Annotated in this window: 18 protein-coding genes; 8 read left to right on the top strand and 10 right to left on the bottom strand. The window is 66.7% G+C overall.

What is annotated here, in order from left to right:
• The first annotated feature begins 129 nt into the window (after positions 1 to 129).
• The 3 genes from BBK82_RS14850 to BBK82_RS14860 are packed head-to-tail and all read left to right on the top strand — an operon-like array spanning position 130 to position 3,345.
• Entirely contained in the window at positions 130 to 900 is a 771-nt protein-coding gene (locus tag BBK82_RS14850; RefSeq protein WP_065921072.1) for a deoxyribonuclease IV, read from the top strand.
• 23 nt (positions 901 to 923) lie between these two features.
• Positions 924 to 2,318 carry a glycosyltransferase family 87 protein gene (locus tag BBK82_RS14855; protein WP_065921073.1) on the top strand — a complete coding sequence of 465 codons (1,395 nt, stop codon included), beginning with the start codon at positions 924 to 926 and terminating at the stop codon, positions 2,316 to 2,318.
• Between the two features lie 19 nt (positions 2,319 to 2,337).
• Positions 2,338 to 3,345, top strand: coding sequence for a GDSL-type esterase/lipase family protein (locus BBK82_RS14860; RefSeq protein WP_065915550.1), 1,008 nt, complete (start codon positions 2,338 to 2,340; stop codon positions 3,343 to 3,345).
• Here the strand turns inward: BBK82_RS14860 and BBK82_RS14865 are convergent.
• From BBK82_RS14865 to BBK82_RS14890, 6 genes are all read right to left on the bottom strand, one after another.
• A complete protein-coding gene (locus BBK82_RS14865) occupies positions 3,257 to 4,858 on the bottom strand; it encodes a glycosyltransferase family 87 protein (protein ID WP_065915551.1) in 1,602 nt (533 codons plus the stop codon). The genes BBK82_RS14860 and BBK82_RS14865 overlap by 89 nt on opposite strands.
• 78 nt (positions 4,859 to 4,936) lie before the next feature.
• Complete coding sequence (locus tag BBK82_RS14870; protein WP_154697321.1) at positions 4,937 to 5,395, bottom strand: hypothetical protein; 459 nt, start codon at positions 5,393 to 5,395, stop codon at positions 4,937 to 4,939.
• A complete protein-coding gene (locus tag BBK82_RS14875; protein WP_170067919.1) occupies positions 5,392 to 9,162 on the bottom strand; it encodes a golvesin C-terminal-like domain-containing protein in 3,771 nt (1,256 codons plus the stop codon). Before BBK82_RS14875 ends, BBK82_RS14870 begins: the two co-directional genes overlap by 4 nt.
• A 228-nt stretch (positions 9,163 to 9,390) precedes the next feature.
• Entirely contained in the window at positions 9,391 to 9,786 is a 396-nt protein-coding gene (locus BBK82_RS14880) for a hypothetical protein (RefSeq protein ID WP_065915554.1), read from the bottom strand.
• A 604-nt stretch (positions 9,787 to 10,390) separates the two neighbouring features.
• Positions 10,391 to 12,817 carry a transglycosylase domain-containing protein gene (locus tag BBK82_RS14885; RefSeq protein ID WP_154697322.1) on the bottom strand — a complete coding sequence of 809 codons (2,427 nt, stop codon included), beginning with the start codon at positions 12,815 to 12,817 and terminating at the stop codon, positions 10,391 to 10,393.
• Between the two features lie 422 nt (positions 12,818 to 13,239).
• Positions 13,240 to 13,638, bottom strand: a complete 399-nt coding sequence (locus tag BBK82_RS14890) for a DUF5318 domain-containing protein (RefSeq protein WP_170067920.1) — start codon at positions 13,636 to 13,638, stop codon at positions 13,240 to 13,242.
• A gap of 165 nt (positions 13,639 to 13,803) precedes the next feature.
• Here BBK82_RS14890 and BBK82_RS14895 point away from each other — a divergent pair, with 165 nt between their 5' ends.
• Together BBK82_RS14895 and BBK82_RS14900 are read left to right on the top strand one after the other, a co-directional pair.
• Positions 13,804 to 14,340, top strand: a complete 537-nt coding sequence (locus tag BBK82_RS14895; RefSeq protein ID WP_065915556.1) for a PadR family transcriptional regulator — start codon at positions 13,804 to 13,806, stop codon at positions 14,338 to 14,340.
• 30 nt (positions 14,341 to 14,370) lie between these two features.
• Positions 14,371 to 15,453 (top strand): inositol-3-phosphate synthase, encoded by a 1,083-nt coding sequence (locus BBK82_RS14900; RefSeq protein WP_065915557.1) that lies wholly within the window; start codon positions 14,371 to 14,373, stop codon positions 15,451 to 15,453.
• A 57-nt stretch (positions 15,454 to 15,510) separates the two neighbouring features.
• Here the strand turns inward: BBK82_RS14900 and BBK82_RS14905 are convergent, their stop codons facing one another.
• The 4 genes from BBK82_RS14905 to BBK82_RS14920 form a co-directional block, all read right to left on the bottom strand.
• On the bottom strand, positions 15,511 to 16,245 hold the full coding sequence (locus BBK82_RS14905; protein WP_065915558.1) for an SDR family NAD(P)-dependent oxidoreductase: 735 nt from the start codon (positions 16,243 to 16,245) through the stop codon (positions 15,511 to 15,513).
• Between the two features lie 66 nt (positions 16,246 to 16,311).
• Positions 16,312 to 17,001, bottom strand: coding sequence for a ComF family protein (locus BBK82_RS14910; protein WP_065915559.1), 690 nt, complete (start codon positions 16,999 to 17,001; stop codon positions 16,312 to 16,314).
• Position 17,002: 1 nt separating this feature from the next.
• Entirely contained in the window at positions 17,003 to 17,896 is an 894-nt protein-coding gene (locus tag BBK82_RS14915; protein ID WP_218920620.1) for a DNA-processing protein DprA, read from the bottom strand.
• Positions 17,897 to 17,958: 62 nt separating this feature from the next.
• Positions 17,959 to 18,597: an HAD family hydrolase gene (locus tag BBK82_RS14920; RefSeq protein ID WP_065921075.1), complete on the bottom strand. Its 639-nt coding sequence runs from the start codon at positions 18,595 to 18,597 to the stop codon at positions 17,959 to 17,961.
• Positions 18,598 to 18,662: 65 nt separating this feature from the next.
• On the opposite strand from BBK82_RS14920, the gene BBK82_RS14925 reads away from it, so the two are divergent.
• From BBK82_RS14925 to BBK82_RS14935, 3 genes are all read left to right on the top strand, one after another.
• Positions 18,663 to 19,829, top strand: a complete 1,167-nt coding sequence (locus tag BBK82_RS14925) for an MFS transporter (protein WP_065915560.1) — start codon at positions 18,663 to 18,665, stop codon at positions 19,827 to 19,829.
• A gap of 57 nt (positions 19,830 to 19,886) precedes the next feature.
• Positions 19,887 to 21,902: a PhoX family protein gene (locus tag BBK82_RS14930; RefSeq protein ID WP_179953774.1), complete on the top strand. Its 2,016-nt coding sequence runs from the start codon at positions 19,887 to 19,889 to the stop codon at positions 21,900 to 21,902.
• A 131-nt stretch (positions 21,903 to 22,033) separates the two neighbouring features.
• On the top strand, positions 22,034 to 24,139 hold the full coding sequence (locus tag BBK82_RS14935) for a PhoX family protein (RefSeq protein WP_065915562.1): 2,106 nt from the start codon (positions 22,034 to 22,036) through the stop codon (positions 24,137 to 24,139).
• Positions 24,140 to 24,259: the final 120 nt, after the last annotated feature.

Below are 24,259 nucleotides of genomic sequence, written 5' to 3' on the forward strand. Positions count from 1 at the left end.
CACCTCGTTACCTACTCTCAAGTAACGAACGTACGTCCTGGTGGTGACGCGAACCACCCCCGATTTTCGCAATTACTCCTATCGGCGGCGGCTGCGATGGCGTTGCGGACGCCGACTACCCTCCTGTTCATGCGCATCGGGGCCCATGTCCGCGACGACGACCCGGTCGGCGCCGCGGCCGAACGCGGTGCCGACGTCGTCCAGTTCTTCCTGTCCGACCCCCAGGGGTGGAAGAAGCCGAAACCGCACCCGCAGACGGAGGCGCTGCTCGCCTCCGACCTCGAGGTGTTCGTCCACGCCCCGTACCTGATCAACGTCGCGTCGCTGAACAACAAGATCCGGATTCCCTCGCGGAAGAACGTGGTCCAGCACGCGGAGGCCGCCGCCACCGTCGGCGCCAAGGGCTTGATCGTGCACGGCGGGCACGTCACCAAGGGCGAGGACCCGGCCGACGGCTTCGCCAACTGGCGCAAGTTCTTCGAGCGGCAGGTCGCCGAGGGCGGGTTCGCGGTCCCGGTCCTGATCGAGAACACCGCGGGCGGCGACAACGCCATGGCGCGGACGTTCGACTCGCTCAAGATGCTCTGGGACGCGGTGGGCGAGTTCGGCGCCGGCTTCTGCCTCGACACCTGCCACGCCTTCGCCGCGGGCGAGGACCTCGTCGGCATCGTCGACCGGGTGAAAGCGATCACCGGCCGGATCGACCTCGTGCACCTCAACAGCTCGCGCGACGAGTTCGGTTCCTCGCGCGATCGGCACGACAACATCAGTACTGGCACCATCGACGCTGATCAGCTGGTGGCCGTGGCCGCCAGTGCCGGATGCCCCGTCGTGGTGGAGACACCGGACGAGGGCCAGGCCGACGACATCGCGTACCTGCGCGACCACGCCGGCCGGTGAACAGCGTGCACGAGGTGGTGAGCGTGACGCCTGAGCGAGGCGGTGCCGGGGGTTCCGCGCACCGCTTCGGCAGGGCCGCTCTGGCCGTGCTCGTGCTGCTCTGCGGCCTCACGCTGCTGCTCGGCTTCGCCAACAAGGACCGCTGCACCGGTCCCGCGTTCGACCAGTGGGGCCGCACGCAGCCCGACTACGACGAGCGCAACAAGCAGGAGGTCTGCTACTCCGACATCCAGCACCTCTGGATCGGGCGCGACATCGACCGGCACGTCTTCCCGTACGTCGACGGCGCCATCAACGAGCAGGGCATCCTGATCGGCGGCTCGGTCGAGTACCCGGTGCTCAGCGGCCTGCTGATCTGGGCGGGCGCGATCTTCGCGCACAACGACGCGGAGTACCTGCTCTACTCGTCGCTGCTGATGGCACCGTTCGGCCTGCTCACCGGCTACCTGCTGGGCAAGCTCGCCCGCTGGCGCGCCCTGCTGTGGGCGATCGGGCCACCGCTGGTCCTGTACGCGTTCCACAACTGGGACCTGCCGGTCGTGCTCTGCTCGGTCGCCGCGGTCTACGTGGTGCACCGCTGGAACCGGCCGCTGGTCGAACGGGCCACGGTCGCGTCCGTGCTGCTCGGGCTCGGGTTCGCGTTCAAGGTCTACCCGGCGATCTTCGTGCTGCCGCTGCTGCTCTTCGTCGCGACCGGCGGCTGGCAGGGCAGGGAGCTGCCGGAACGGGTCCGGCGCGCGGGCAAGAAGGTGGACGTCGCCGGCGCGGTCAGGGTCGCACTGGCCTCGATCGTCACGGTCGTGCTGGTCAACCTGCCGTTCGCGATCGCGGGCTACGACGGCTGGCTCGCGTCGTTCGAGTTCCAGGGCCAGCGCCGGGTCGACATCACCACGAACTCGATCTGGTACTGGGGTCTGCGGCCGTTCATCGGCGACGACGCGATGCAGTCGCTGGTGGGCGTGATCTCGCCGATCCTGATGCTGGTCTCGTTCGGCATCGCCGCCGGCTACGGCTGGCTGCGGTTCCGCCGCGAGGGCAGCTACCCGTGGATCGCGGTGTCGGCCGCGATGATGTGCGGCTTCATGCTGCTGCACAAGGTCCACTCGCCGCAGTACACGCTGTGGCTGGTGCCGTTCCTCGTGCTCATGCGCGTCCCGCTGGCCTGGTCGTTCGCGTACTTCGTCGTCGACCTGGCGATGGGGATCGGGATCTTCCGCTGGTTCTGGGCGATCGAGTTCGGGCAGCCGGCCGGGATCTACGACAGCTTCTCCGCGCAGGCCGTGATGATCGGCGTGTGGGGCCGGGCGGCGCTGCTGGTGGCGTTGTTCATCGCGTTCCTCAAGGCGAGGGACGTGACCGAGGACGAGCACCCCGATGATCGGAAGTTCCTCCGCGGAGCCGTAGCCGCGAAGCGCTGACCGGCCGCACACTGCACCCGTGAGGGTGATCATGGTGCTGGCATTGCTGCTGGCCTGCGGTGCCTCCGGTGCGCCCGGCCGCGGCGCGCCGGTGCGCTGGCTGCCGGTGTGGCAGGCGGTGCCGACCCTCTCGGCGGCCACCCCCGACCCGGTGGTGCGCACGACCGTGGACCTCACCGCGGGCGGCACGTCGGTCCGGGTGCGGCTGTCGAACCTCATGGGCATCAAGCCGGTCAGGGTCGAGCGGGTCGTGGTCACCGCGAACGGCGAGACCCGCGAGCTCGCGTTCCGCGGCTCGCGCGGCGTGCTGATGAAGGCGCGGTCCGAGGTCTACAGCGACCCCGTGCAGCTGGTCGTCACGAAGACGTTGGAAATCAGCACGTACGTGCCGTCAGGTACGCCGTGCCAAGCGCGCGCACTCCGCACCGTGACGTCCGCACGCGACCATGTCTGCCTTGTCTCGGCCGTCGAAGTAGCCGGCTTCACCGCACCAGGTGCCGTGGTGATGTTCGGTGACTCGATCACCGAGGGGAACTCCTCCGGCACATGGCCGTCCATGGTGCAGACCGACTACGCCGTGCTGAACGCGGGCATCAGCGGCAACGGCCTGTTGACCGGCGACGCACCGATGATCACGCGTCTGCAGCGCGACGTCCTCCACAGCAACGAGGTCCGCAAGGTCGTGTTGCTCGGCGGCATCAACGACATCCAGAACGACATCAGCGCGGACGCCGTCATCGCCGGCATCCGCACGGTGCAGCTGCGGTGCCGCAACGAGGGCGTACCCGTCGTCGTCGGCACCATCACGCCGTGGCGCGGCTGGGTGAACTGGACCGAGGAACGCGACCGGCAGCGCCTCAAGACCAACGCGTGGATCCGCGCCAACGTGCCGGACGCGATCGACTTCGACGCCGAGCTCCGCGACCCCGCCGACCCGCTCAGACTGCGTCCGGAGTTCGACTCCGGTGATCATCTGCATCCGAACGCGGCCGCATTCGGTGCAATGGCTCGGCTCGTGCGGGTGTGACGAGCGGCCGGTCAGGTGCGTCCTCGAGAACGCCGGCCAACGGGTCGTCGCCCGCCTTCCGCACGAGGTCGCGTTCCGGGTGGTAGATCTCCTTCAGGATGATCACGCACAACGCGATGACCGCGGCGTCACGCAACAACACGGCACCGAGGAACCAGTCGATCGGCAGCCCCTTGTTCTCCGTGCCGAGGTAGAAGTACATCCGCGGCACCCACACGAGCGCGTCGACCGTCATCCACGCCAGCAGCAGCTTCCACCGCGGCAGCGCGAGCACCGCCAGCGGCACCAGCCACAGCGAGTACTGCGGGCTCCACACCTTGTTGGTCAGCAGGAACGCCGCCACGACCAGGAACCCGAGCTGCGCGAGCCGCGGCCGCGTGGGCGCGCTCAACGCCACGTACGCGATGCCCGCGCAACAGACCAGGAACAGCACCGAGCTGACCGTGTTCAGCACCGTCGGCGGCTGCCCCTGCGTGATCCCGGGGTCGAAGCCCTGCCACCCGGTCCACTGCACCAGCACGTTGTAGATCGTGTCGGGGTCGGCGTTGCGTTCGGTGTTGAGGCGGAAGAACTCCTTCCACCCCGTGTGCGATGCCGGGTTCAACGCGATCGGTGCGTTGACGAGCGCCCACGCCCCGATAGCCGCCGCCGTGGTTGTGAGACCCGCCTTCAGCCGTTGGGAACGCCAGCACAGCAACAACAACGGCCCCAACAGGAACAACGGGTACAGCTTCGCCGCCCCGCCGAGCCCGAGCAGCACACCGGCCAGCACGGGCTTCTTCCGCGCCCACGCCAGCAGCCCGGCCGTCGCGAACGCCGTCGCGATCGTGTCGAAGTTCGTGAACGCGTGCACGATGACCAGCGGCGACACCGCCACGATCGCCGCGTCCCACATCCGCCGCCGCGCGATGCGGGCCACCGAGAAGACCGTGACCAGCCACGCCACCGCCAGCCAGAACGCGGTGATGTTGAAGTACACGATGACCGTCATCGGCAGCCCCGGCACCAGCGCCACGAGCCCCTGCGCCACCCGCGCGTTCAGCCACTGGAAGAGCCCCGTGACCACCGGGTACTCCATGTACCGAACGTGCTCGGTCGGCTTTCCCTCGTCGTCCTTCCACGAGGTGATGTACGGGAACGACCCCCGCTGGTCCAGCCGCTCCGCCGTGTAGAGCGGCACCGTGTCGGAGTAGCAGAGCGCCGTGAACTGCTTGCTGCCCCGCCAGTCCAGCTGCACCTGCCCCTTCTCGTCCACGTACTGCTGGATGCACGGCGACTTCTGCACGTACCCCAGCAGCAATGTCAGCACCGCGAGCAGCAGCACCACCCGCACCGCCGTCCAGAACCAGTGCCGCCCGACCTGCGCGTGCCTGCCCAGCGGGCCGCCGAACGGTCTGCTCAGGGTGCGGGCGAGCGACTCGGTCCAGGTGGGCGCGACTCGCTGCTGCGGGGTGAGCGAGTCGGTGTCCTCCGCGGGGAGCTCGGCGGAGGTGGGCTCGGCAGGGCTGGGCACGGGCGGGATGTTACGGCCAAGACCGTTTCGCCGTGGTCAACATCCAGGTGGAGAACGAAGGGGGTCTCATACGCCAGGTCAGCTCCCGCCACCGTCCAGCGAGGAGCACGAGGCGAGTTCCGTGGCCGTGACAGTGCTGAGCGACGAGAGAGGCTTGGTGATCGTGAAGGTGTAACAACGCAGCGCTCCTCGCGACCCGAGTGGGGTACCGACGTTCACCGCGATCGGAGAGTCGAAATGCATCGCGGTGTCGTCCTGGCGGACCCTCGGATCACCGTCGCTGTCGCGTGCCGTGCTCCTCATTATCTCCTCGTTGCTCAGGACCCCGTCAGTCGCGCGCTCCTTCAAGCGGTTCTTCGAGTTCTCCACCTCGCGGGCGAGCAATTTTTCCGGGTTCGACTCTTCCAACGACGAGTACACGTGCAGTGCGAGCGACAACGCTCCCAGCACGGCCAGGGCTGAAATGGCGAGACGGCCCCAGCGGAGCCAAGCCGATCGCCTGGCTCCGCTGGTTCCATCGGAATCGTCCTCAGTCATTGCCCGTAGTTTATCTCCTTGAGCTTGTCTTCCAAAACCCTTCCGTACACGTAAGCTCCGACCACGTTGGGGTGCAGAGATGTCCGGCTGACGCACGTACTGTCCCAGAGCAGGCAAGCTGCCATGCGGTCGCCGGCGTGGAAATCGCCGTCACCTTGTGGGCCCAGCACGAGGAAGTTGATGGCCGGATCCTGATCGCAGGCGCCTTTGCCCGCGAATCTGCCTCGCGGATCAGCGAAGCTGACCTGAGAGCCAAGATTGTTCGCCGTCTGTTTCAATTTTTCGTTCATGTGCTGTGCCAGATCGGCAAGCTCATCGGTCTCCGTGCTGGTGATCCCGAAGCCACACGCTTTCGATCGGCTGAAGAGTTCGGGATATCCCATCAATACGATCTTTGCGGACGGTGCTTTTAGTCGCACCCGCTCGAGGACTTGCTGCACGCGAGGTTGCGCCTCGTCGATCCATTGTCGGTGCTCCTGTTTGGCTGAGTCCGTCGTGCAGTCCCAGCTGACACAATTCACCAAGACGTCGGTGAACCCGGCATCGTTGCCGCCTATGGAAAGCGTTACCAGTGTGGTGTGCTCGGTGAGTACGCCACTCTCGATCTGCCTGATCTCCCGGAACTGGCCGTTCGCGGTCTCGTACTCGTTCGGGGTATCCCACGAACGAGGGTAGCTGTTTCCGGTGGGACCACCGTCGATCTGCCACGTGAATGCCCCTGAGCAGGCGACAAAACCCAGTTCCACATCGGCCGGAAACTTGTCCGCAGCATCTCCGATGTAACCGTTCGTCCCAGGCATCGTGAACTTGCGCGACCAAGCGTCCTTGCTGCGTCGGCACGCATTCCACTGCGGTGTACCGTGGTTGATGTCGGTTTCCCGGTAGTAACCGCCTGCGCCTTCTCCGGACGAAAATGAGTCGCCAAGAGCAGCGATTATGTGTTTGGGCTTTCCGGGTAGCGGTTGGAAGGCGACGGCGTCCCAGGCGACGTCATCGACTCCTCTGCCTTCCTGGGTCACCGAACTGAGACGTACCTTGGGCGTTCCGGCGAAAGGGTACACGCCGAGTGAGACCCACTTGTTCGCCTCGGTCCTCTGTGAGATATACCGGAACTCGGTCTTGCCGTTACCCAGGTGGATCTCATACCTGGCCTGTTGGGTATGTGCCCCGTGATCCGGAAGATGGACCAGCACTCGTGACCAGCCGTTGATCGGCTGGTTCAACGTCCATGTGCCGGTGACCTTCATCTTGTTGCCGAATTCATCGTTCCTGTTGGTGTGGGAGAACCAGAAGTGGCTGTTGAAGCCGGCGCCGATCTGGTGAAAATCGATCTTCGACGGATATCTGCCTTCTCGGTCGCTCCCGAACTGTAGGTCGAATGTGCCTGAGTTCGGCTGCCTGTTGCAGGCTCGCGCCGAAGGCGCGCTCGAGTCGTCAACGATCAGCACACCAGTCAGGTTGAGCGGGGAACAATTCGGCGGGTAGCTGATCCCGTCAGGCTGGTATCCGACGTCTGGATCGCGGAAACGGTTGGTCTGATGACCGCACTGTTCAGCGCAGTTCGACTTCCATGTGGACGATTCGTGCCACCAGCACCGCAGGTCGTAGTAACCCGCAGCGTCGCGATGGGCACAAGGACCGATGGGCTCGCCGATTGTGCTTTCGTCTTCAGGGGTGTTGGGGTCGTCCGGCTTGTCGGGTGTGACGGAGGTGTGCTCGTCGCAGTCGTTCTTCGTCTTGACGCAGAAGAGATAATTGTCCGGCTTGACCTTGCGGCGGTAGTCGTTGTTGTTCCACCACGTGTACATGTATCCGGACGCGGTGACGCCAGGGGACACCACGGCTTCGATCGGATGACCCGCCCAGCCCATGACCTTTTCCGGGTATGACCAGAGCTGCGGATGTGCCGCGTCGCTGTATCCGGACTCGAGGAACGGCGTCCGGTCGCGCGGGTAGTTCGGGTTGGCGGGGTTGTTCGCCCAACCGAGCCCCCATGGTCCTGTGCCGTTCTGCGGCTTGAACCCGGAGTTGTAGGCCCAGACGGCGAAGTACCAGTTCTCCAGCCATTGCGGGTCGCCGTCGTTGACCTTCATGCCAGCCGTGCGAGTCTGGTTCCACTTCTCCTGCAGGATGCGCAGACCGGCCGCGATGTTGGTGGCGAAGTCCACGACAGCAGCCAGCTGCTTGTGCGCAGGCAAAGCGACCTCGTCCGGCTTCTCGCGTCCTGCCTTGCGCATGCCGTCGGTGATCTGCGTGATGCCGTAGCCGCAGTCGGCGTGGCTCCACCGAATGTCCCAGTCGTTCTGCGGGTCCGAGTCGTAGAGGTTGACGCCGTAGAAGTTGCCGACCAACGGGTTGGCGGTGACACCGGGCAATGCGAACCGCGCGGCCTGCCAGAGGTTCGACTCCTGGGCAAGGATTCCTAGCATCACCTGAGGCGGGACTGAACCGCCGCCTTCCAGTGGAATCGGGGGGAACAGCTCCTGCGGCTTCCAAGCGGTCGCCATGCCGGAGTTCTTCCAGTTCGCTTCCCGCTGGATGTACAGGCCGTTCGTCACGGCGTAGTCCACCGCCCACTCGACCTGCCGAGGGGTCGGTTGGTAGACCTCAAGACCTGCTTTGTTGCGTGGGATCGCACACACCGATTCCTCGTCAAGTGGGCTGTTCGGTGATCCGGATGCTGTCAGCTCACCACCTGCGGCGGAGAGCTTCGGGCTCGGCACCCGACCGGCGCCGGACGCTGCATTCGGCAGGACGGTGAACGCCGCGTTCTTTCCCGTCGCCGCGACCTTGGCTTCGACGCGGACCGGATGCGCCTCCGCAGGATCGGTCGTCGCAGCGCTTTGGGCTTGGGGTTTGGCACGCATCACCCCCGTCACCGCGAGCTCGCCCTCCACCGACATGGTGCTCAGCTTGGGCACGTCGGCGCGAACGACAGTTGCCGGGAGCTGCTTGACCTCCTCCGTCTTCCCGGTGATGAACACCTTGCCGTTGGCGCTTGCCGTCAGACCGAGCTCGGTCAGCGGTCCTTTGGCCAGGGTGCTCATCGAGGCGTTCTTAACGACCCGCTCCAGCCTTCGAACATATGACGTGCCGCCCTCGCTGTCCAAGAAGACGACACCGCCGGACGAATCCGTCTTCAGGTGGAACGGCAGCGAAGAGGTCTTGGCGAGCGTTCGTGCGGCGCCCTTGGCGTCCACGGTGATGAGTCGGCCTGCGTCTGCGGCAACGATGCCGTCTTTGGTGGGAATGGCCGACGTGACCTGGCCGAGCACCTCGATAGGTTTGGCCGCGGTCGCCGCTGCCGCGTCCACCTCGACCAGGCGTGACTTGCCGTTCAGCTCCGTGGCCAGCTGAGTGACCACAGCTCGCTCGCCGTTGCCGCAGCCGGGACTGTAATAAGCGAGTGTGCTGTGCACGGGCAGTTTGCTGACGGCGCCGGTCATCAGGTCGACGATCGCGGTGAAGGCGCCACGTTCGAACAGGTCGGGCTTGTTCGTGAAGGTGCGTGGCGCGTAGACGACCACGAGCTTCTTGCCGGACGCGGTTGCACACGCGTTGCCGATCCATTGATCGGCGTCAAAGCCCGGCTCGGCGAACGATGTGACTGTGCGCCAGGCATAGCCGTCTCGAGCTTGAGCGGCCAGCACGTGGAATCCGCTCGCGTCACCGGTGGTGGTCCACGCGATGTCCGTGGATTTCTGCCAGTCCTTGCCGATGACTTCTGGCCGCTTGTGCTGCGGGATGGATTCCGTTTCGACGCTCACTGTGGTTGCGGATGGAGGTGCTTGATCAGCTGTTTTGCCAGGTGCGGCGGCGGTTGGCTGCGCTGTGCTAACCAGCAGGGCAGCCGTCACCGCCGTCGCAACGGTTCTCGATCTGCGCGGCCTGCGAACGCGTGCTCTTCGTAAATGCATCTAAGGTTCCCCCCAAAGAATGCTTAAGAGATATTGCGAACAGGTGCAGCAAAGGGTTCATCAGGGCATTTCTCTGCTTTAGCGGCAGACTTCGCCGCCGTGGGTGACAATCAACCAGTCGGGGTGTTGGCCCTGGCGAATCGCCCCGGTGAAGCAGTAGTGGGAGCTCAGGTAAACATTCCTCCAGATGTACCCCCGCACCTGGCCTGCGTAAATGGTGAACGGGCCCTCGTCGATGCCGTCGCCGGGGAAGTAGGCGAGTCGGATCGTCACAGGGTCACCTGCGTGCTTGGAGTACCAAACCGTGATGTCTGCTCTGTTGTTGGTGACGTCTCCCAAGCGGAGGCAGATGTCGCCGTTTCCGATGCTCTTGCACGCCTCGCCGACCTGCTGAGTGCCCATCGACGGCGCGGGAACGGGGGTAGTCGTGATCACTTCGGCGGTTGCCTGCTGCGCTGACAGCAGGGTGATCATTGCCGTGAGTGCGGCGAGTGCGGCTGACTTCGATCGTCGCATTGTCCCTTTTCCTTTGCTGTTGGGTTGGAATCACGTGCTGAGCGATTTCGCACGCGAATCGTTGACGCAATAGATCGTTTTTGCATGCGACATCGTCCGGCGCACCCCTCTCTTCGTGGACTTCACGTTAGAGCAAGAGGCGTCGGATTGGGCTGGGTTGCGTAGTGCAGTATCAGTGCTTCGATTGGCTGACGAACCACTGACGATCTTCTCGACTTGAAAATTGCATCACAAAGAAATGTGTTGCGCTTCAAAGGTGGACGCGGATAGGGGGCGTTTGTTTACTTGCTCGAAGCCCCAGCATCCGAGAGGTGGTGCGTGATGGTTCCCCTGGCCGTCAGCATCTGAGCTGATTCAACCCGATGACATGGCGTGACGTCAATACTGCTTTCCGTGTTCGATGCCGTCGAGCTACGGGGCGTGCCCTGCGTGGGAGCCATGACAGCGAAGACACTCCAGACCCCGAGATGCGCAGAACCGCTCCCCGGACAATCGGACCTGGATCGGTCCAACTTGCGGAGAGCGGTTCAACGTGTGTGGAGCTCTTCAGTTGTCGCGCGTACTACGTGTCACCCGGATCTCGGCCACCTGTGGGGTTGCCGGGTCCTGGCTTCGTCGACGTCGGCTTCGACGGGCCGGTCGGGCACAGGAAGCCGGTGCACGGCTCGTCCGGTTCCGACGGCCGCGTGTTCGACGGCGTGTTCGACGGGGTGTTGGACGGCGTGTTCGACGGGGTGTTGGACGGCGTGCTGGTCGGCGGTTCGGACTTCTTCGGCGGGTTGAAGTTGCCGAGGGGCTTCGGCCTCGGGAAGGCCTCCTTCTGGTAACCCTCCAGCGCGCCGTCCATGAACTTCTTCCAGATCAGGCCGGGCAGGCCCGAACCGAAGACCGGGTTGCCGGCCTTGTCCCTGATCGGCTGGTTGCCCGAGTCCTTGCCGACCCACACGGAGGCGGAGAGCTGCGGCGTGTAGCCGACCATCCAGGCCTTCGAGTTCTGGCCCACCAGGCCGCCCACCACCTTGGGGTCGAGCTCGTGCGTACCGGTCTTGCCGGCACACGGGCGGTTGGCCGCACACGCGATCCTGCCGGACGGGATCTCCTTCAACGTCTCGGTGACGTTGTCGGCGATGTCGCGACTGCGCTCCTCGACCGGGTCGAACGCCGGCGTGCTCTTGTCCACGTGCTGGTAGAGCAGGTCACCGTTCGGTGCCTCGATCTTCGTGACGAAGAACGGCGGGCGGTACATGCCGCGGGCCGCGAAGGTCGCGTACGCCGAGGCCATGTCGAACGGACGGACCCGGGCCGCGTCCGCGCCGATGGAGATACCGGTGTTGGGCGGGCCACCACCTTCGCCGACGAGCGTCTGGAACGGCTTGCCCTCGTACTGCACCGTTTCTGGGATGCCGGCCGCGTGAGCCGCGTCCGCGACCGCCTTGGGGCCGGTGTCGTTCGCCACCATGTCGTAGAACACGGTGTTGAGCGACTCCTTCATGGCCTGCTTGATCGGGCACTGCTTGCCGCAGGTGCTGTTGCTGGCGTTGCGGATCGGCACACCACCGATCATGCGCGGCGAGGTGCCGTCGTAGGTGTCGCCGATGCCCTTGCCGATCTTCAGGGCGGCCACCAGGTCGAACGGCTTGAACGAGGAGCCGGCCTCCTGGACCGTGCCCTTCGCGTAGTCGTAGCCCTTCAGACCTTCCTTGCCGGGGTAGTACGCCTTGACCGCGCCGGTGATCGGGTCGATCGCGCTCAGCGACGTCCGCAGCTCCGGGTCCTCGCCGTTCATCACGGCGTTGACGGCCTCGACCGCGGCGTTCTGCATCTTCGGGTCGATCGTCGTGTGGACGGTGACGCCGACCTTCTGCGCCCGCTCCATGGTGAGACCGACCATGTCGCTGTCGATCTCGAGCTGCACCTGCTGGCTCACGCGGGCCAGCGGGCCCTCGAGGCTCTGCGGCTGGGTGTCCTCGAACGGCAGCGGGGTCGGGAGCTTCTGCGCGTCGAAGTAGGCCTGGTCGATCCAGTTCTTCTGGAGCATCTGCTTCATCACGAAGTCCCAGCGCTTGGCCGCGTGCTCCTTGTCCTCGGAGTACGACGGCAGCTGGATCATGCCCGCGATGTAGGCGGCCTCGGAAGGAGTGAGGTCCTTCATCTCCTTCTTGTAGTACACCTGCGCGGCGGCCTTCATGCCGTTCGCGCCACGACCGAAGTACACGGTGTTGAGGTACGCCGTGAGGATCGTGTTGTGGTCCGACTCGTTGCTCATCTTGTAGGCCTTGACGAGCTCGGTGAACTTGCGAGTCAGCGTCGCTTCCTCGTTGCCCGTGGCCTTCTTGATGTACTGCTGGGTCAGACCGGAACCACCCGAGCTGCCGCCGGTCGCCTGGATCCAGACGGCGCGGACGATGGCCTTGGCGTCGAAGCCGGGGTTCTCGTAGAAGTTCGCGTCCTCCGCGGCGAGCACCGCGTTCTTCACGTTCTCCGGGATCTCCTCGTAGGTCAGCATCGTGCGGTTCTGACCTGGCGAGGTGATCTTGCCCATCTCCGAGCCGTCGGCGTACTTCAGGGTGATCGTCTTGTCCTGGTCGGCCGCGATCTCGTCCGGACGCGGCCAGTCGACCAGCGGGTACGTCACCGCGATCGCGATCACCGGACCGAGGATCATCAGGCCGAGCGCGACGAACGCACTGATCCGGACGCGCTTCCAGATCTTCTTCTTGCGCAGGCGGCGCTCCTCCTCGTCGGTGAGCTCCGGCTCGTCGTCGTAGTAGTCGTCGTCATCGTCGGCCACCGGTGCGCCGGCGAGCAGGAACTCGTCGTCGGGCTCGCGGTGGGTCAGCAGGTCGGGCTCGCGCTGCGCCGGCGGTCGGTTGACCGGCGGCAGCTGCGTCGTCCGCTCCTCACCGGGGTTGCGCGGAGGCACGCCGGGGCGACCGGGGCCACCCTGCGGGCCGCCGGTCCACCAGGACCGCCGGGCCGTTCGGGCCACGGACGGCGAGCGCGGGCGGCGGTGCGATGGGCACGCCACCGGCGGCGTGGGAGGACGGCCGCTAGGCCCACCGGGTCCACCGGGGCCCTGTGGACGGCCGGGACCGCCCTGCGGCCCACCAGGAGCGCCCTGGGGACCGCCTGGTCCGTTCGGGCGGCGTGGGGGCTGCTGCTGTGGGAAACCACCGGGCGGCGTGCCACCCTGGGAAGGGCGTGCGAAACCGCCGGGTGGAGTGCCCGGTCGCGGCTGATTCGGGGCATCGCGCCTGCCGCCGTCCGGGTCGTCCCCGGTCGGCCACTGCGGCTCGCCGCCGCGCTGCCTGTCATCATGCTGGTCGTTCACGTGAAAAGGCCTCCCAGACCGGCGTGCTTCAGCACACGGTTCGGTGGTCGTACTTCGTTCGCAGCAGGCTCACTGGTGGTTCACTCCGCCGCAGTCCTCCTGCGTGGCTTTTCCAGCCCACGCTTCCCCAGGACGTATGACTGCACCAGGTGGTTCCAGCTGCACGTGCGACAGACTTCGACCACGTACACGGTGAACTCGTCGAAGAGTGTTGCCATCCGGACGAGTTCTTCAGGTGTGCGGGCCGAGCCGGTCGCGTGCTTCAGCTCGTCACCGTAGACCCACGACACGTGGGTGAGTGGTTCCTTGCGGCACACCGGGCAGGGCACCTCCGTCTGCGTTCCGTGGAACTTCGCAGCTCGGAGCAGGTACGGACTCGCGTCGCAGACCTCCATGGTGCCCGTCCGGCCGGAGTAGACCTCCGCCAGCAGCGCACGCCGCTGCAGCGAGTAGTCCACGACCTGCCGTTGGGTCAACACGTGACCAGAGTACGTGCCGCCCGCTTTGGCGATGATGGGCCGTTCAGGGCAGCACGATCCCAGGCGGTATCACGGTGTGCCACATCCCACAATGAAGAGGGGTCAGCGATGTATCGCGCCGATATAATCACCTCACCTATCGGTGCAGGTGCGAGGAGGTGACTCGTGTTCGAGTTCGCGCTGCTCGGCCTGCTGCACGAGGCGCCCATGCACGGCTACGAGCTGCGCAAGCGCTTGCACGACCTGCTCGGAGCGTTTCGAGCGTTCTCGTACGGATCGCTGTACCCAACATTGCGGCGACTCCAGCGTGCGGGCCTGATCGTGGAGGAAGGGCCGGAGGAGTCGGCTCTTGCTTGGGGACGTCGGGCGCGCAAGGTCTACAAGCTGACGCCGGAGGGCAAGGAGCGGTTCGCCGAACTCCTGGCCAACGCGGGTCCGCAGACCTGGGACGACGACTCGTTCGGTGTCCACCTCGCGTTCTTCTCGCGAACGCCGGCCGACATCAGGATTCGCATCCTGGAGGGCCGCCGGCGGTGTGTCGAGGAACGCAGGGAGGGACTCCGCGAGCGGCTCACGCGCACGGGTGAGCAGATCGACCGCTACACCCGTGAGCTGCACAGGCAGGGCCTGGAGAGCACGGAGCGCGAGGTGCGGTGGCTCAACGAGCTCATCGCGCACGAACAGTCCGAGCAGGACGAGTAGTACTCACCGTTGATCAAGGAGGACTGGGCAATGGGCGGAAACCGCCGCACCGTTCGCGTGGCCATCGTCGGGGTTGGCAACTGCGCGGCGTCGCTGGTGCAGGGCGTCCACTACTACCGGGACGCCGACCCGAGCACCCGCGTGCCCGGCCTGATGCACGTGCAGTTCGGCGACTACCACGTGCGCGACGTCGAGTTCGTCGCGGCGTTCGACGTGGACGCGAAGAAGGTCGGGGTCGACCTGGCCGAGGCGATCGTCGCCAGCCAGAACAACACCATCAAGATCGCGGACGTGCCGCCGCTCGGCGTGGTCGTGCAGCGCGGGCACACGTTCGACGGTCTCGGCCGCTTCTACCGCGAGACGATCGAGGAGTCCGACTCCGAGCCGGTCGACGTGGTCGCCGCGCTGCGCGAGGCCGAGGTCGACGTGCTGGTCTCGTACCTGCCCGTCGGCTCGGAGGAGGCGGACCGCTTCTACGCCCAGTGCGCGATCGACGCGGGTGTGGCGTTCGTCAACGCGCTGCCGGTGTTCATCGCCTCCGACCCGGAGTGGGCCGAGAAGTTCCGCGCGGCCGGCGTGCCGATCGTGGGCGACGACATCAAGTCGCAGGTCGGCGCGACCATCACGCACCGCGTGCTGGCCAAGCTCTTCGAGGACCGCGGCGTCCAGCTCGACCGCACCATGCAGCTGAACGTGGGCGGCAACATGGACTTCCTCAACATGAAGGAGCTGGAGCGCCTGGAGTCCAAGAAGGTCTCCAAGACCCAGTCCGTCACCTCGCAGCTGTCCCGCGACATCGGCAAGGACAACGTCCACATCGGCCCGTCCGACTACGTGGCGTGGCTCGACGACCGCAAGTGGGCCTACGTGCGCCTCGAGGGCCGCGCGTTCGGCGACGTCCCGCTGAACCTGGAGTACAAGCTGGAGGTCTGGGACTCCCCGAACTCCGCGGGCATCATCATCGACGCCGTGCGCGCCGCGAAGATCGCCCTGGACCGCGGCATCGGCGGCCCGATCCTCTCGGCGTCGTCGTACTTCATGAAGTCCCCGCCCGAGCAGTACTCGGACTCCGAGGCCCACGCGGCCGTCGAGGCCTTCATCCGCGGCGAGTGACCCCGGTCGTCTGCGAGTACCACCGAGTTCTCCCTCGGTGGTACTCGCAGACGCCACTCAGCGCTTCGAGAGCCGCAGCTTCTGCCAGCTGCCGTCCGCGGTCCACCCACCGTCGACGGGCAACGCGACCCCGTTGACGTACCTGGCGTTGTCGCTCACCAGGAACCGCACGGCCTGCGCGATGTCGTCCGGTTTCGCGAACCGGTTCATGGGCACGTGGTCCGTGATGTCGTCGTCCACGTAGTACCCGCCGGCCTGCGACTCGACGTCCATCTCCGTCTTGACCCAACCCGGACACACGGCGTTGACCCGAATCCCACGCCCACCCCACTCGACGGCGAGCGTGCGCGTGAGTCCGATGAGTCCGTGCTTGGTCGTGTTGTAGGCGGCCCGGTCCGCCACCCCCTGCAACCCGGCAACGCTCGCGATGTTCACCACACTGCCGCTGCGCTGCCCGAGCATCACCTTGCCCAACGCCTGCGTGAGCAGGAAAGGCCCGGTCAGGTTGACCGCCATGATCCGCTCCCACTGCTCCAGCGTGGTGTCCTCGAACGGCACGATGCCCGCAATCCCGGCGTTGTTGACCAACACGTCGACCCGCCCGTAGGTGCCGGTGACGTGATCGGTGAGGCGCTGGACGTCCTTGGCGTCGGCGACGTTGCCGACAACGCCGCCCTCGCTCTCCTGCAGGTCGAAGCCGACGACGGCGAACCCGTCCTCGCGCAGCACTTCGGCGATCCGCAGGCCCATGCCCTGCGCGGTGCCGGTCACCACAGCCACTCGTTGCGTCATGGACGCCACGCTAGGCACAGTGCTGACGCGAAGGGAGACAGCCGTTCGAGGTTCTGGTGCTCAGCATCAGCCCTGCTGGCAGAGGACGCACGTGTCCCAGGCGAACGTCCCGGACGGTTGGACATCGACCCGCCGTCCGATGACCAGGCCGACGACTCGCACAGCGCCGGCGCGTTTGAGAGCGATCGCCGATGACTGCAAGCTCGCGCCGGATGTCCACTGGTCGTCGACGAGCAACACGCGCTTGCCCTCGACGTCCGAGTGAACTGCGTACTCGTCCGGTCGCGGCAGCCGGGTGTTCCCGCCGGTGGTGCGGAGCGTCTCGGCGAAGAGGCGCCGAGTGATGTTGAGGCGTCGGCTGAGGATGTCGACCAGCGGGTGGACGGGCCTGCGCTGCCGAGTGCTCGGAACGATCGTCACGACGTCGAACTCACCCAGACACCGGTGGTGCTTCGCGAGGAAGGTCGCCAGCACGTACGCCAGCTCATCGGTGAACTGCTTGCGCATCTCCGGGCGCTCACCGTTCTTGTACTTCGCCAGCACGTGGGCCAACTGCCCGCCCTTGCCGGCCATCGAGATGACCACGACGTCGTCGGCCAGCTCCGCTCCGAACTCGCGCCAGTGGCTGTTGCACTGCGAACAGCGGGTATATCCGTCAGTAGGCCGGAAGCAGGTGGTGCACGTGTTCGGTTCGCGAGCCCGCGGTGCGACGAGGATGTTGAGGTAGCGGTCGAGGATGCGGCTGAGCGGGCTCACGTCAGAGGTCGATCAGGTCCGGAACTCCGGCGCGCAGCTCGTCCAGCACGCGCAGCAGGTGGTCGGGGCCTTCGAGGACCGTCGTGTTCGGACGCTCCGCCATCTCACGGCCCCACGTCGTGCCGGACACGACCTCGGGCAGCAGGAAGACGTGCCTGCCGTGTTCCAAGGCGAGCCGGGCCTGGATGCGGGTGCCGCTGTGCTCGCCGGCCTCCACGACGACCGTGGCGACGCTGCAGCCGCTCATGACGGCGTTGCGCATCGGGAAGTGGTGCTTGGCGGCGCCCGCGTCCGGCCAGAACTGGGACAGCACCGCTCCTGTTCTGGTGATCTCCTCCTGCAGGCCCGCGTTCTCCGCCGGGTAGCAGTGGCGCAGGCCGGTGCCGATCACGGACACCGTGCGGCCTCCTGCGTCCACGACAGCTCGATGCGCGGCCGTGTCGACGCCCGCCGCCAGGCCGCTGAAGACGGTGATGTCGTGCTCGGTCAGAGTCGTCGCGATCTCACGCGCGATGTGAAGACCCCGCGCGCTCGCGTGCCTGCTGCCCACGACCGCGACGCCGACCTGGTCGGCGGGGTCGAGGAAACCTCTGCACGTCAGGAACGGCGGGCGCTGGTGCACCATCAGCAGTTGGACCGGGTACTGCTCGTCCAGCACGGTGACGAGGTTGATGCCCTCGTCCGCCCAGGACTCGATCTCCTTCTCGACCAGCTCCAGCCGGCCGGTGAGGTCGGGGGCGACGTGGTCGAGCGCGGGCTGGTCCGGGGTGAGCAGGAGCTCCAGCACGGACAGGGCGGAGCCGGTGGTTTCCACGGCGTTCGTGACCTCGGCCCAGCCGCGCTCGCTGTCGCGCAGTGCGAGCAGGAGCGCCGCCTGTTCACGCCGGTCCACCACGGTCACATCCTATCGAACGCAGGTTCGACGTGCTGGGTCGAGTCGCGAGGAAGTGGGCGAGTCTAGCTGGGTGAACCCAGTGCGTCCGGCAGCTCCGCGATCGACGACAGCACCGTCACCTGCTCCAGCACCTCCGCCGCCGGCGGGAAGTGCGGGTTCGGCACCGCCAGCACCGTCATGCCCGCCGCCATCGCCGCCTTCAACCCGTTCGTCGAGTCCTCCACGGCACAGCAGGCAGAAGCCGAGACCCCCAGCCGTGACGCCGCCAGCAGGTACACGTCCGGCGAAGGCTTCCCCGCAGCGCACTCCTCCGACGACACCGCCACCGGCACCGGCAACCCGGTCACATCCAGGAACACCTTGATCAGCACAGCCGGCGCAGACGACGCGATCGCGACCGGATACCGCGCGGCCACGGCCCGAACAGCCTCAACGGCACCCGGAATCACCGGCAGGTGTGCCGCATAGGCCTTCTCCATCTCGGCGATCACCCCGGCCGACGCCTCGGCCGCGGACATCTGCACGCCCACCGCCGACACCAGGTACGCACCCCACTCGGGCGTCGACATCCCCTGCATGTCACGGGTGGCCGTGGCTGTCCACACGCCTCCGTGAGCAGCAGCGAACGCCTGGCGCACCTCGTCCCACACCTGCTCCGAGTCGATCAGCACGCCGTCGAGGTCGAAGATCACCGCTTCCACGACCAGCACCGTACTGTGACGCGCTGTACTTCGCTATGCTAAGTAAAATCTGTTAGGGTAGCTAAGTGAATTTCCAGGCTCAGCCCAAGCAGGTGTGGATCACGGCGTTCGCCGCGGTCATCGCCTTCATGGGGATCGGGCTCGTGGACCCGATCCTGGTGTCCATCGCGGAAGGTCTGCACGCAACACCCGCGCAGGTCACCCTCCTCTTCTCCTCCTACCTCGGCGTCCAGGTCGTGGCGATGCTCTTCACCGGGGCCGCGACCGCCAGGTTCGGGGCCAAGCGCACGCTCGTCGGCGGGCTGGCGCTGATCGTGGTCGCGACGCTGGCGTGCTCGGCGGCGGGGAGCATCGGTCAGCTGGTCGGTTTGCGCGCCGTGTGGGGGCTCGGCAACGCGTTCTTCATCGCCACCGCGCTGAGCGTCATCGTCGGTGCGGCCAGTGGCGGGCAGAAGGGGGCGATCCTGCTCTACGAGGCCGCGCTCGGGCTCGGGTTGAGCGTCGGGCCGCTGCTCGGGGCGTTGCTCGGCAGCTTCTCGTGGCGCGGGCCGTTCCTCGGCACGGCGGTTCTGATGGCCGTGGCGTTGGTCCTTTGTGCAACGTTCCTGGCCAAGGACTCGCACGAGGAACGCGCGAAGATCAGCCTGCTCGACCCGCTCAAGGCGTTGAAGAACCCGGTTCTGCTGCGCACGTCGATCGGTGCCGCGCTCTACACGGCCGCGTTCTTCGCGGTGCTGGCGTGGTCGCCGTTCGTGCTGCGGTGGGGTGCGGTCGAGATCGGCCTGATCTTCTTCGGCTGGGGCGTGTGCGTCGCGGTCTCCAGCGTCTTCCTCGCGCCGCGGCTCGCGGACCGGATCGGCGAGAAGCGCGCGGTGATCGGGTCCGTGCTGGCGTTCGCCGTGCTGATGCTGGTGATGGCGGTGCCCAGCAAGCCGGTGCTGGTGGTGGCCGTGATCGTCAGCGGGGTGGTCAGCGGGCTGTTGAACACGTTGTTCACCGGTGCCGCGATGAGCGTCGGCGATGCTCCGCGGCCGGTGGCGAGTGCCGGGTACAACTTCCTGCGCTGGCTCGGTGGGGCGGTGGCGGCGACGTTCGTCAGCCACCTCGCGCAGCCGTTCGTCGTGGCGGCCGTGCTCTGCGTCGGGGCCGCGGTGTTGCTGGCCTTCAACCGCGCGGACACGCGGGAGGTCCCGACGGAAGTCGTGATTGCGGGCGAGCAGCTAGTCGGTTAACGAAGGGTGAACTACGGTCGGCAGCGGTTCCCGCACCGACCGTAGGAGGCCACCACCATGATCCCTCTGCCTCTCGTCAACCACCGTGTCGGCAGAGCAGCGGTGACATGCGAGTACCGCTGTGGCGACGCCTGTTTCCACGACGTCCCGAACACCTCCGGCAACAGCTACTTCGGCGACCTCGTCAGCCGCCGCACCGCGCTCAAGGTGGGTGCGGTGGTGGCGGCCGCGACCGCCTTACCGGTGGGGATGGCCGCCGCCGATCCCGAGTCCGCGGTCCAGGGCCGCCCTCCCAGGGGACTCGACTTCACGCCGGTCGAGGTCAACACCAAGGACGAGGTCGTCGTCCCGGCCGGCTACCGGCAGGGTGTGGTGATCCGCTGGGGCGACCCGCTGTTCCCCGGTGTGCCGGAGTTCGACTTCGAGGACCAGACCGCGGAGAAGCAGGCCAAGCAGTTCGGCTTCAACTGCGACTTCGCCGCGATCCTGCCGCTGGACCCGTTGGGGCTCAGCGGGATCATGGTGACGAACCACGAGTACACCAGCGAGTCGTTCATGTTCCGCGGCTACAGCTCAGCGAACCCGACCGAGGAGCAGGTCAGGATCGCCTGGGCCGCGCACGGCCTGTCGGTGTTCATGGTCAAGCGCTCGATGTTCTCCGGCCACTACCGGCCGCGGTTCAGCCGCTACAACCGCCGCATCACCCTGCACACGCCGTTCGAGGTGCGCGGCCCGGCCGCCGGCAGCGACCTGCTCAAGACGTCGGTGGACCCCGCGGGCAAGACGGTCCTCGGCACGATCAACAACTGCGCCGGTGGCGTCACGCCGTGGGGCACGATCCTGTCCGGCGAGGAGAACTTCAACCAGTACTTCGCCAACGCCGCCGGCCGCAACGACCCGAGGCTGACCCGGTACGGCGTCACCGGCACCGCCACCACGCGCAAGTGGGAACGCTTCGACAAGCGCTGGGACCTCGCGCAGGAACCCAACGAGGTCAACAGGTTCGGCTGGGTCGTCGAGATCGACCCGCACGACCCGGACTCCACCCCGGTCAAGCACACCCACCTCGGCCGTTTCAAGCACGAGACGGCGAACGTGCGCATCGCCGACGACGGCCGGGTGGTCGCCTACTCCGGTGACGACGAACGGTTCGAGTACATCTACAAGTTCATCTCGAACGGCAAGGTCAAGCGCGGCAACAGCAAGGCGGCCCGGCGCCACAACATGACCCTGCTCGACGACGGCACGCTCTACGTCGCCAGGTTCACCGGCGACAGCCCGGCCTCCGAGATCGACGGCACCGGGAAGCTGCCCAGTGACGGGAAGTTCGACGGCTCCGGCGAGTGGATCCCGTTGGCAGCGGGCAAGAAGTCCTTCGTGCCTGGCATGACCGCGGAGGAGGTGTACGTCTTCACCCGCCTCGCCGCGGACAAGGTCGGCGCGACCAAGATGGACCGCCCGGAGGACATCGAGACGCACCCGCGCACCGGCACCGTCTACTGCGCGCTCAGCAACAACGTCGAACGCGGCAACGCGGGCAAGGAAGGCGCCACCGAGCCCAACCCGCGGGTGCAGAACCGGCACGGCCAGGTGCTGGAGCTGGTCGAACGCCGCGGCGACGCGCTCGCGTTGACGTTCGGCTGGAACCTCTTCCTGGTCTGCGGCGATCCGAAGGACCCGAACACCTACTTCGGCGGCTACGACAAGTCGAAGGTCAGCCCCATCTCCAGTCCCGACAACGTGGCGTTCGACCGGCACGGCAACCTGTGGATCTCCACGGACTCCGGCGGCGCCTTGAACGGGCTCAACGACGGCCTCTACGGCGTGCCGCTGGAAGGCCGCGAACGCGGACACCTGAAGCTGTTCCTCACGGTGCCGCGCGGCGCCGAGACGTGCGGGCCGGTGATCGGCGAGCGGGTGGTCACCGTCTGCGTGCAGCACCCCGGCGAGGTCGACGGCGCGAGTGCCGACAACCCGGTCTCGAACTGGCCGGACGGCGGCACCGCGCAACCCCGGCCGTCGGTCGTCGCGGTGTGGCGCGAAGGCCGTCGTCAGCTGGGTGAAATCGGTTGATCACCCTGCGTGCCGGGATCGCTCGGGAGTAGTACGAGTTCGCCTGTCGTTCACCTTCTGGACGGCAGGCGAACTCGTTGGGCTCTTAGGTTCGGCCAGTTCCCACACTGACACCGATCTCGGAGGCCTTCGTGTCCTCACCCACCGATCGGGGCCGCCGCCTGCTGCCCCTGCTCCCGACGAACCACCCGCTCGGGCGTCAGGCCGTCACCTGCGAGTTCCGCTGCGGCAACGCCTGTGCCCACGACGCGCCGAACACGACGCAGAACGCGTACTTCGGTGACGTCGTCAAGGAGGTCGTGAGCCGCCGCGGCATGCTGAAGGCCGGTGCGGTCGTCGCCGCCGCCGGTGCCGGTGCACTCGCGTTCTCCGGTGCGGCCGCCGCTGCTCCGGCCGGCGTCGACGCGGACGCCGACTTCGACGCCGCCCGCGGTCGCGGCGGCTACAACGACGGCCTGAACTTCGAGCCGGTGCAGCCCAACACCCTCGACCAGGTCAGCGTTCCCAAGGGCTTCCAGCAGGACGTCGTCATCCGCTGGGGCGACGCGGTGCTGCCCGACGCGCCGAAGTTCGACTTCGACAACCAGACGCCTGAGGCGCAGGCCAAGCAGTTCGGCTTCAACAACGACTTCTGCGGTCTCGTGCCGGTGCCGGGCCACCACGACAGCTGGCTCATGGTGAGCAACCACGAGTACACGACCGAGTCGTTCATGTTCAAGGACTGGGCGGCCGACAAGGTCACCGAGCGCCACGCCAAGATCGCGTGGGCCGCGCACGGCATGTCGGTCGTGATGGTCGACCGCGACCGCCGCACCGGCAAGCTCGTCGTCTGCAAGGACGACATGAAGAAGTACAACCGCCGGATCACGCTCACCACGCCGTTCGAGGTGCGTGGCCCCGCCGCCGGCTCGAAGTACCTCAAGACCTCCGCCGACCCGACGGGCAAGAAGGTCCTCGGCACGCAGAACAACTGCGCCGGTGGCGTCACGCCGTGGGGCACGATCCTGTCCGGCGAGGAGAACTTCAACCAGTACTTCGCCAACGCGAGCCAGGTCACCGACCCGGACACGAAGGCCAAGTTCGCCCGCTACGGCATCAGCGGCAACGCGTCGCTGCGCCAGTGGGAGAAGTTCGACAAGCGCTTCGACCTGGCCCAGGAGCCCAACGAGGCCAACCGCTTCGGCTGGATCGTCGAGATCGACCCGCTCGACCCGAAGTCGACGCCGGTCAAGCACACCGCGCTCGGCCGCTTCAAGCACGAGGGCGCGAACGTCATCGTCGCGCGCGACGGCCGTGTCGTCGCGTACATGGGTGACGACGAGCGCTTCGACTACATGTACAAGTTCGTCACCGACGAGAAGATGCAGAAGGGCGACTCCAAGCGCGCCCGCGAGCACAACAAGCGCCTGCTGGACAAGGGCACGCTCTACGTCGCCAAGTTCACCGGTGACAGCCCGGCCGCGGAGATCGACGGCACCGGCAAGCTGCCCGCCGACGGTGAGTTCGACGGCTCCGGCGAGTGGATCGCGCTGGCGCACAACGACAAGTCGTTCGTCCCCGGCTTCACCGCCGAGGAGGTGTACATCTTCACGCGCCTGGCCGCCGACAAGGTGGGCGCCACGAAGATGGACCGCCCCGAGGACGTCGAGCCGTCTCTGAAGAACCGCCGGATCTACGCCGCGCTGACCAACAACACCGACCGCGGCAAGGTGGGCAAGGAAGGCCCGACCGAGATCAACCCGCGCAACGGCAACAAGCACGGCCACGTGCTGGAGATCGAGGAGCGCCGCAGCGACAACACGGCGCTGACGTTCTCCTGGAAGCTGCTGCTGGTCTGCGGTGACCCCAACGACCCCGGCACCTACTTCGGCGGGTACGACAAGTCGCAGGTCAGCCCGATCTCCTGCCCCGACAACGTCGCGTTCGACACGCACGGCAACCTGTGGATCTCCACCGACGGCAACGCCCTGGGTTCCAACGACGGCATCTTCGCGGTGCCGGTCGAGGGTCGGCGCCGCGGGCTCGTGAAGCAGTTCCTGACCGTGCCCAAGGGCGCCGAGGCGTGCGGCCCGGTCGTCACCGAGGACTTCGTGCTGGTGTCCGTGCAGCACCCCGGTGAGATCGACGGCGCGTCCGCGAACAACCCGCTGTCGCACTGGCCGGACGGTGGCACCTCGCAGCCGCGTCCGTCCGTCGCGGTGGTGTGGCGCAAGGACCGTCGCAAGATCTGCGACTGATCCGCGACTGATCCGCGACTGATCCCGGGCAACCGGTGCGGCCACTCGTCCCACGGGACGGGTGGCCGCACCCGTTCCGCCGAGCTACCAGCTGAGACGGTACTGAACCGGGCCGAAAAC

This window comes from Lentzea guizhouensis, from assembly GCF_001701025.1.
GTDB classification, from domain to species: Bacteria; Actinomycetota; Actinomycetes; order Mycobacteriales; family Pseudonocardiaceae; genus Lentzea; species Lentzea guizhouensis.

Bases quoted from the DNA above. Each gene is read 5' to 3' on its own strand.
- BBK82_RS14905 (WP_065915558.1), bottom strand. From the start codon at position 16,245: ATGACGCAACGAGTGGCTGTGGTGACCGGCACCGCGCAGGGCATGGGC.
- BBK82_RS14900 (WP_065915557.1), top strand. From the start codon at position 14,371: ATGGGCGGAAACCGCCGCACCGTTCGCGTGGCCATCGTCGGGGTTGGC.
- BBK82_RS14930 (WP_179953774.1), top strand. From the start codon at position 19,887: ATGATCCCTCTGCCTCTCGTCAACCACCGTGTCGGCAGAGCAGCGGTG.
- BBK82_RS14850 (WP_065921072.1), top strand. From the start codon at position 130: ATGCGCATCGGGGCCCATGTCCGCGACGACGACCCGGTCGGCGCCGCG.
- BBK82_RS14870 (WP_154697321.1), bottom strand. From the start codon at position 5,395: ATGACTGAGGACGATTCCGATGGAACCAGCGGAGCCAGGCGATCGGCT.
- BBK82_RS14880 (WP_065915554.1), bottom strand. From the start codon at position 9,786: ATGATCACCCTGCTGTCAGCGCAGCAGGCAACCGCCGAAGTGATCACG.